A 9162-nucleotide genomic window follows, 5' to 3' on the forward strand; every position below is an offset into this window, starting at 1 on the left:
GAGGCGGGTGGGTTTTAAGCTTGGCGCTGCTCAAAGTCTTCCATATAGGAAATCAGCGCCTGCACGCCTGCGATGGGCATAGCGTTGTAAATGCTCGCGCGCATGCCGCCCACCGACTTGTGGCCCTTGAGCTGCAGCAGACCGGCTTCTTTGGCGCCCGCCAGAAAGGCGTCATTGCGCGACTCATCGCGTAGGAAGAAGGGGATATTCATGCGCGAGCGGCAGTTCTCGGCCACCTTGTTCACGTAAAAGCGCGACTGATCGACATAGTCGTAGAACAGGTCGGCCTTGGCGATATTGCGTGCTTCCATCGCGGCCACGCCGGTCAGCGTGCCTTCTTTTTGCTGCTTGAGCCACTTGAAGGTCAGGCCGGCCATGTAAATGCCCCAGGTGGGAGGCGTGTTGTACATGCTGCCGTTGTCGGCCACGGTTTGGTAATCAAAGGCGCTGGGGCAGATGGGGAGGGCGTGGCCCAGCAGGTCTTCGCGCACGATGACGATGGTCAGGCCCGCCGGGCCAATGTTCTTTTGCGCGCCGCCAAAGGCCAGGCCCACGCGGCTCCAGTTGATGGAGCGCGATGCGACGTGCGAGGAAAAGTCGATGACCAGTGGCGCATCCGAGCCCAGCGCCTTCAGGTCGGGCAGCTCTTGAAACTCCACGCCATGAATGGTCTCGTTGCTGCAGATGTGCACATAGCTTGCGCCGCGGCTCAGGTTCCAGCTGCTGGCTGCGGGGATCGTTGTGTAGTCGCTGTCCTTGCCCGTGGCAATCACATTGGCTTCGCTGGCGTACTTGACGGCTTCCTTGGCCGACTTCTGGCTCCAGCTGCCGGTCACCACAAAATCGGTCACGCCGGCGCGCGAAAGGTTCATCGGCACGATGGCGTTTTCAGCCAGACCGCCGCCTTGCATGAACAGAATCTTGAAATGAGCGGGCACGGCCAGCAGCTCACGCAGATCGGCTTCCGCGGCTTCGTAAATGCTGATGAATTCCTTGCCGCGATGGCTCATTTCCATCACGCCCATGCCAGAGCCATGCCAGTCCAGCATTTCGGCGGCTGCGGTTTGCAGCACTTCTTCAGGGATGGCGGCGGGGCCTGCGGAGAAGTTATAGGGGCGGTTCATCAGATTTACGCTCAAAACATGTGAAAGCGCATGTCTAGCTTGCGCTTTCAGCTATCAAAAACATTGCGCCACGGCCTGGGATTCAAGCGCGTGGCGGCTTTCCTGGGCAGTGGCTTAAGAGGCGTCGCCTGGCTCTGCCGAGCCTTCAGCGGTGCCGTCTGCTGCGGTATTGCCTTCGGTTTCTTCGGCGCTGCCTTCAGCGTCGTTCGCATCATTTTCCACAATGCGCTGCAGGCCGATGAGCTTGGCGCCAGCGTCCAGGTTAATCAGCGTCACGCCCTGTGTGGCGCGGCCCAGTTCGCGGATTTCCGCGACGCGGGTACGCACCAGCACGCCGGTGTCGGTGATCAGCATGATCTCGTCTTCAGGCGCGACCAGAGTGGCTGCCACCACCTTGCCGTTGCGCTCGGACTGTTGAATGGCAATCATGCCCTTGGTGCCACGGCCGTGGCGGGTGTATTCGCTGATGGCGGTGCGCTTGCCGTAGCCATTTTCGGTGGCGGTCAACACGCTTTGCGAGCCTTCTGCCACATTGCCCGTGCCGTCGTCGGCTTCGGCCACCAGCATGGCGATGACGTTTTGGGTCTCGTCGATGTTCATGCCGCGCACGCCGCGGGCATTGCGGCCCATGGGACGCACATCGTTTTCATCAAAACGTACCGCCTTGCCGCCGTCGCTGAACAGCATCACGTCGTGCTTGCCGTCGGTCAGTGCTGCGCCGATCAGGAAGTCGCCCTCGTCCAGGCCCACGGCAATAATGCCGGCCTTGCGGGGGTTGCTGAACTCGGTCAGTGCCGTCTTCTTGACGGTGCCCATGCTGGTGGCCATGAAGACGTAATGATCTTCAGGGAAGCTGCGGTTTTCACCGGTCAGCGGCAGCACCACGTTGATCTTCTCGCCGTCTTGCAGCGGGAACATGTTGACGATGGGGCGACCGCGCGAGCCGCGCGAGCCCGATGGCACTTCCCAGACCTTGAGCCAGTACATGCGGCCACGGTTGGAGAAGCACAGCAGGTAGTCGTGCGTGTTGGCGATGAAGAGCTGGTCGATCCAGTCGTCTTCCTTGGTGGCCGTGGCCAGCTTGCCGCGACCACCGCGCTTTTGGGCGCGGTACTCGGACAGGGGCTGGCTCTTGATATAGCCGGTGTGCGAGAGCGTCACCACCATGTCGGTGGGCGTAATCAGGTCTTCGGTGGACAGGTCTTGCGCGCTGTACTCGACGGTAGAGCGGCGCTCGCCCTTCTTGGTCTGGCCGAATTCGGCCTTCACGGTGTTCAGCTCTTCGCCAATGATGACGGAGACGCGCTCGGGCTTGGCAAGGATGTCCAGCAGGTCTTCGATGACCGACATGATGTCCTTGTACTCGGCCACGATCTTGTCTTGTTCCAGACCTGTCAGGCGCTGCAGACGCATCTGCAGAATTTCCTGTGCCTGAGTCTCGGACAAGCGGTACAGACCGTTTTGCTGCATGCCGTATTCGACCTCCAGACCCTCTGGGCGGTAGTCGTCGGCATTGATCACGCCGCCATCGGTGCGCGAGCGGGTGAGCATTTCGCGCACCAGCTTGCTATCCCACGACTTTTCCATCAGCGCGGCCTTGGCCACAGGGGGCGTGGGCGCGCTACGGATGATGGCGATGAAGTCGTCGATATTGGCCAGTGCAACGGCCAGACCTTCCAGCACATGGCCGCGGTCGCGGGCCTTGCGCAGCTCGAACACGGTGCGGCGTGTCACCACTTCGCGGCGGTGCTGCAGGAAGACTTCGATCAAGTCCTTCAGATTGCACAGCTTGGGCTGACCGTTGATCAGCGCCACCATGTTCATGCCGAAGGTGTCTTGCAGCTGGGTGAGCTTGTAGAGGTTGTTGAGCACAACCTCGGGCACTTCACCGCGCTTCAATTCAATCACCAGGCGCATGCCGGACTTGTCCGACTCGTCCTGAATGTGGCTGATGCCTTCGATTTTCTTCTCGTGCACCAACTCGGCCATGCGCTCCTGCAGCGTCTTTTTATTGACCTGGTAGGGCAGTTCATCAACGATGATGGACTGGCGCTGGCCACGGTCGATGTCCTCGAAGTGGCACTTGGCGCGCATCACCACACGGCCACGACCGGTGCGATAGCCTTCCTTGACGCCGTTGATGCCGTAGATGATGCCGGCGGTGGGGAAGTCGGGCGCAGGCACGATTTCCATCAGGTCATCAATGCTGGCTTCAGGGTTCTGCAGCAGATGCAGGCAGGCGTCAACGACCTCATTGAGGTTGTGCGGCGGAATATTCGTGGCCATACCCACGGCAATGCCCGAGGAGCCGTTGACCAGTAAGTTGGGCAAGCGGCTTGGCAGCACCAGAGGCTCGCTTTCAGAGCCGTCGTAGTTGGGGCCGAAATCCACGGTTTCCTTGTCGATATCGCCCAGCATTTCGTGGGCAATCTTCGAGAGGCGGATTTCGGTATATCGCATGGCAGCGGCGCTGTCGCCATCCACCGAACCGAAGTTGCCCTGTCCGTCTACCAGCATGTGGCGCAGAGAGAAGTCCTGCGCCATACGCACGATGGTGTCGTAGACCGCGCTGTCGCCGTGAGGGTGGTATTTACCGATCACGTCACCGACGATACGCGCTGACTTTTTATAAGGGCGGTTCCAGTCGTTATTGAGTTCGTGCATGGCGTACAGAACGCGGCGGTGCACAGGCTTGAGGCCATCACGCGCATCAGGAAGCGCCCGGCCCACGATCACGCTCATGGCGTAATCGAGATAACTGCGACGCATCTCCTCTTCAAGGCTGATGGGCAGAGTTTCTTTAGCAAACTGGGTCATGTCTAGTGATACTTTGACGGCTGGAAAGCAACCATTTTAGGTCGAATGGCGTGTGGCAGCAGAGCAACATAACTTAGGAATTACATAGCTCTCCTACTTGTTGGAGCTTAGTTGACAACACTCTTGCATGTTACGTATGGCACAATCGTTTCAACGTTTTTGGTGATGGTCACTGATGACGTCCACAGATTCGCAGCCCTGCTGCGGCTTTTTCCCCAAGAGGAGAACCATGAAGAAACTGAACAAAGTGGCGATGCTGTTTGCCTCCGCTGCCCTCGTGACGGCCGCTGGCGCACAAGTTAAGGCTGCAAATGGCGGCAACGTCATCGACAACTGGCAAAACGGCACCAGCGAGCTGGTGTGGAAGAACGGCACAAACGAACTGTGCTGGCGCGATGCCAACTGGACTCCTGCTACTGCCGCTGTTGATTGCGACGGTGCACTGAAGGCTCAAGTTGCTGCTCCTGCTCCCGCTGTTGTTGCTCCTCCTGTTGCTCCAGCTCCTGCAGCTATTGCTTCCAAGGTCACTTACTCTGCTGACGCCTTCTTCGACTTCGATAAGTCGGTTCTGAAGCCCGCTGGCAAGGCTAAGCTGGACGATCTGACCGGCAAGATCAAGGACATCAACCTGGAAGTTATCATCGCCGTGGGTCACACTGACTCCGTCGGTTCCGATGCATACAACCAGAAGCTGTCGGTGCGTCGCGCTGAAGCTGTGAAGGCTTACTTGGTGTCCAAGGGCATCGAAAAGAGCCGCGTGTACACCGAAGGCAAGGGCGAAAAGCAACCCGTGGCAGACAACAAGACTGCTGCTGGCCGCGCTCAAAACCGCCGCGTGGAAATCGAAGTTGTGGGCACCAAGGCTGCTCAGTAATCTTTGATTGCTACACAAAAAGCCCCGGCAACGGGGCTTTTTTTATGCCTGATTCATTGCTGTAATCGCGGACAATTGCACCATGAGCAACACTATCAATGCCGATCCGGCAGAACTGGAAAAGTTCTCCAGCCTGGCCCATCGCTGGTGGGATCCCGAGAGTGAATTCAAACCACTGCATCAAATTAACCCCCTGAGACTTGACTGGATTAATGCCCAGGTGCCTCTGGTGAATCAGCGAGTGCTGGATGTGGGTTGTGGCGGCGGCATTCTTGCCGACTCCATGGCGCGCAAAGGGGCGAAAGTTGTGGGTATTGATCTGGCAACCAAGGCCTTGCGAGTGGCGCAGTTGCATGCGCTTGAGACTTCAACTCCCAATATTCAGTACCACGAAGTCAGCGTAGAGCAGCTTGCACAAGAGCAGCCAGCCAGTTTTGATGTGGTGACCTGTATGGAAATGCTGGAGCATGTGCCTGACCCCGCTTCCATCGTTCGCGCTTGCGCGGAGCTGGTAAAGCCCGGTGGCTGGGTGTTTTTTTCCACCATCAATCGCAATGCTAAGGCTTTTGCACTGGCGATTGTGGCGGCGGAGTACATGCTCAAAATGATTCCCAAGGGTACGCACGAGTACGCCAAGCTGCTGCGTCCCAGCGAGCTGGCCCGTTTTGCGCGTGAAGCAGGGCTGGATCTTCAGGGTAGCAAAGGGTTGGAGCACAACCCCATCTCGGGCCGTTACTGGTTGAGCAACGATACCTCGGTCAATTACATGCTGGCAACTCGCCGCCCACAGGAGTAATGAGTATGTGGAAGCATGTAAAAGCAGTGCTTTTCGATCTGGATGGCACATTGATCGATAGCGCCCCTGACTTGGGTGCAGCTGCTGACAAAATGCGCGTGGACCGAGGAATGCCGTCGCTCCCGCTGGATGCCTATCGCCATATGGCTGGCGCTGGCGCACGTGGAATGCTGGGTATTGCCTTTGGCATGATGCCTGAATCTGCAGGCTTTGCGGAAATGCGAGAAGAGTTTTTTCGCAATTACGAGCAATGCATGACTGAGCGTACTTACGCCTTCGATGGCGTGCCTGAGCTGATTCAGACGCTGGAAGCTGGGTCGCTCCTGTGGGGCATCGTCACCAACAAGTCCATGCGCTTTACCGGTCCATTGACTCAGCAAATGCCTTTGTTCTCCAAGGCCGCTGCGGTGGTGAGCGGAGATACGACACCCCATGCCAAGCCGCATCCGGAGCCGTTGTTTGAGGCGGCTCGGCGTATGAATATTGATCCCGAGCATTGCATTTATGTTGGGGATGACGAGCGCGACATTCAGGCTGGCGCTGCCGCAGGCATGAAAACAGTGGCCGCCTGCTACGGATACCTGGGTGCAAAGACCGATACAGCCCATTGGGGTGCAGATGCGCACATCAAATCTCCCCTTGAGCTGTTGAAGTTGCTGGGATGAGGCTAGAATAGGAAGTAAGGGGCTGTCCTGGTTTCGACGTGGGTTCGGGACCGGTGCGGTGCATGTCGAGCTTGAGTGACGCTCGTAAATCTCCATTCAAAAAACTAACTGCAAACGACGAACGTTTCGCACTCGCCGCTTAATCCGGTGAGCCTTACAACAGCACGCTAGTGGGCTGGGCAAGGGGGTAGCAATATCTCCAGGCTGTAAGGGAATTTTCATTAGCTGGCTGGGTATCGGGCTTCTTGATACTTGGCGAGATTTTAGGAAGCTGGCTAACCAAGTAGCGTGTGCCTGCGGGGCTTGGGTGGCGAGATTTAAATCAGAGCACTAAACATGTAGATCTGTCCGGCGAAGGCTTGCGGACGCGGGTTCAATTCCCGCCAGCTCCACCATTCACCCATCCAAAGGGGTTCAATGAAGTTCATTGAACCCCTTTTTCTTTTGAAAAATCAATGACTTATAGTGCAATTGAGTCTAGGGAGATTCCACTTCTGCCAATAACGAGAGGGGGAACAGCTGGGGGAACAGACGATTGAAATGGTAGATTTACCCCCATTGTTCCCCCACCTCCCTCTGAGGAAGGTGATTTTTGAGAGGTTTGTTCCCCCATGTTGACCGATGCTCAGTGCAGAAATGCCACTTGTTCCCCCGGCGCGAAGAGAGAGCGTTTTTCTGACTCTGGAGGGCTGTACTTGGAGGTAAGTCCCGCAGGATCACGGCGTTGGTTCTGGAAGTACCGTAAAGATGGTAAAGAAGGTCGTTTGGCACTGGGAAGTTACCCGCAGGTCAGCTTGTCAGCTGCGCGCAAAGCGCGAGACATTGCTCGACTGCAAAAATCTGAAGGCATTGACCCTGCTAAAGCGCGCAAGGTTGAAAAGCTGGTCAATCCGACTGGGTTTGACAATTCTTTCAAATCAGTGGCTTTGGAATGGCATGGACGGCAGGTCACTCGCTGGAGTCCAGGGCATGCCGAGCGCACACTGCGGCAGTTGGAGCGTGACTTGTTCCCCTGGATTGGTGATAGGGAAATGTCACAGATTCAGCCCATGGAGCTTTTGGCGGTACTTCAAAAGGTCGAAGAGCGTGGCGCGATTGAGACTGCAGACCGTGCTTTGATGCTAGCTCGGCAGGTCTGGCGCTATTGGTTGCCAACGGCCAGCAACACTCAGCGTGACATCACAGAGGGATTGAAGGCACGGCTGACCCCTTATCGTGGAAGCAATTTCCCCGCGATCGTGGAGCCGGAACGCTTTGGCGAACTTTTGAGGGCAATGTATGCCTACAAAGGCGGCCCGTTTGTGCGAACGGCACTTTTGCTGGCGCCGTTGCTTTATCAGCGCCCAGCCAATCTGCGGATGATGGAGTGGGAAGAGCTTGATTTGGATGGGCAAATGTGGACGATTCCTAGCGCAAAAATGAAGCGTTCTGTGCAAGAGAAGGAAAACGGCGAGCCGCATGTAGTGCCGTTGCCCAAACAGGCGGTAGCGATGCTTCGTGAGCTGAAGCCTCTTAGTGGACGTGGCCGTTATGTTTTTCCTGGTCAGCGAGACCATGATCGGCCCATGTCGGATAACTCTGTGCGTACGGCCTTATATAGCCTCGGGTTTGGTGATGAGCAAAGCTGGCATGGTTTTCGTGCTAGCGCCAGAACAATGTTGGTTGATCAGCTTGATCTCGATCCGCTGGCGATTGAAGCCAATCTAGCGCACGCCGTTAAGGATGCTAATGGACGCAGCTACAACCGGACGAAGTACTTGGCAAAGCGCTTCGATCAGATTCAGCAGTGGGCTGACTATTTGGATCATTTACGCGAATCGTTGGGCGTGGTTGAAGGTGTTAAAAAAATGCGGGTTGCTTTAAATCAAGGTTGAGCGGGTGTTTCTGGCTGTTTCCTGGCATCTCACTCAGTTGCTGAAGCGGCAACAGCCAAAAAATCCTTATCGAAGTAAGCTCCGCACGAGGGACACATGACGTTCGTGATCTGCTCCGCAAGCGTGCGGTGATAGGTCAGATCGGTGCCGTTCTTGAAGAGCGTTGCATCACAATCGTAGCAGTGGGTGCGAACGGTTTCCATGCCGCAATTTCCGCAGTTCTGTGACCAATAGTCCCTGCCTCTGCGAGTCTGTCGCCGCTTGATGTCGACAGACTCGTGTTTGGTAGCACAGCGGATGCAGCAACTCGTACTGTTCCAGTTGTATTCCTCATCGGGGCTAGGGGGCTGAGGAAACACTGCTTGTAGCCCTATGGCGATCAAACGGCGCAGGTTCTGTTGCGCACCACCGCCTTGCGTCCCAGCCGCGAGTTGGATGCTTCCGGTACGGTGATTTGTGGGCGCCTCCTGTCCATAGTCGCAGTGTTGTCCCCAGGCAAGCGGAGATGACGGTTCAGAAACTGCATTCGCTTGCGGCTGCAAGATGAACACGCGGTCCCTTTTGCCGCCGTAGCCCTTCCCATCGACCAACTCAGCAAGTAAGTCGGTAAGTTCGCCCCGCCGCCAGCGTGTGCGGAACTTGGCGTCCATGACGATGGCGCCCACATCGCCAGAATCTGAATTGCTGAATCGCAAGCGAAAATCTGGGCGCCTGCCGTTTTCAAGAACTGGCTGGATTTCTAAGATGGCCGAAATGCCAATGTCCTTTCTGTTGAACAGAAGGCTCGCACTGTCTGGCCGCCCGGTCACCGCTCTAAAAACCAACTCTTGCCATCCAGGACTTGGCTCAAAGTCAAAATCCTCGATGAGGGTGCTGATGATCTTCACCAGACACCATCGTTCATAGACGGCACTAGCATGCAAGATGCTGATCCGATGTAGTTCGTCAAGCGACTCACCGCCGATGCCCGCGCGCTCTGCAAGTTCACGCACCCGGGTGTAGGCTTTGAGAA

At 56.8% G+C, this 9162-nt stretch carries 7 protein-coding genes and 1 other RNA gene; 5 read left to right on the forward strand and 3 right to left on the reverse strand.

Features of this window, described 5'->3' with window-relative positions; all coding sequences use genetic code 11:
- Positions 1 to 14: 14 nt before the first annotated feature.
- A complete protein-coding gene (gene serC / locus HF327_RS20415; protein WP_198462199.1) occupies positions 15 to 1124 on the reverse strand; it encodes a 3-phosphoserine/phosphohydroxythreonine transaminase in 1110 nt (369 codons plus the stop codon).
- 114 nt (positions 1125 to 1238) lie between these two features.
- Positions 1239 to 3941 carry a DNA gyrase subunit A gene (gyrA, locus tag HF327_RS20420; RefSeq protein WP_198462200.1) on the reverse strand — a complete coding sequence of 901 codons (2703 nt, stop codon included), beginning with the start codon at positions 3939 to 3941 and terminating at the stop codon, positions 1239 to 1241.
- Positions 3942 to 4170: 229 nt separating this feature from the next.
- Here gyrA and ompA point away from each other — a divergent pair, with 229 nt between their 5' ends.
- The 5 genes from ompA (at position 4171) to HF327_RS20445 (ending at position 8150) form a co-directional block, all read left to right on the forward strand.
- Positions 4171 to 4815, forward strand: a complete 645-nt coding sequence (gene ompA, locus HF327_RS20425) for an outer membrane protein OmpA (RefSeq protein WP_198462201.1) — start codon at positions 4171 to 4173, stop codon at positions 4813 to 4815.
- An 82-nt stretch (positions 4816 to 4897) separates the two neighbouring features.
- Positions 4898 to 5611, forward strand: a complete 714-nt coding sequence (gene ubiG, locus HF327_RS20430; RefSeq protein WP_198462202.1) for a bifunctional 2-polyprenyl-6-hydroxyphenol methylase/3-demethylubiquinol 3-O-methyltransferase UbiG — start codon at positions 4898 to 4900, stop codon at positions 5609 to 5611.
- A 5-nt stretch (positions 5612 to 5616) separates the two neighbouring features.
- A complete protein-coding gene (locus HF327_RS20435; protein WP_198462203.1) occupies positions 5617 to 6276 on the forward strand; it encodes an HAD-IA family hydrolase in 660 nt (219 codons plus the stop codon).
- An 18-nt stretch (positions 6277 to 6294) separates the two neighbouring features.
- Positions 6295 to 6671: a transfer-messenger RNA gene (ssrA, locus tag HF327_RS20440) on the forward strand.
- Positions 6672 to 6887: 216 nt separating this feature from the next.
- Positions 6888 to 8150, forward strand: a complete 1263-nt coding sequence (locus tag HF327_RS20445; RefSeq protein ID WP_198462204.1) for a tyrosine-type recombinase/integrase — start codon at positions 6888 to 6890, stop codon at positions 8148 to 8150.
- Between the two features lie 29 nt (positions 8151 to 8179).
- Here HF327_RS20445 and HF327_RS20450 read toward each other — a convergent pair.
- Positions 8180 to 9162 (reverse strand): hypothetical protein (locus HF327_RS20450; RefSeq protein WP_198462205.1); only part of this gene is annotated, 983 nt, incomplete at its 5' end.

The sequence above is a fragment of the Comamonas suwonensis genome, assembly GCF_012844455.2.
Classification (GTDB): domain Bacteria; phylum Pseudomonadota; class Gammaproteobacteria; order Burkholderiales; family Burkholderiaceae_C; genus Comamonas; species Comamonas suwonensis.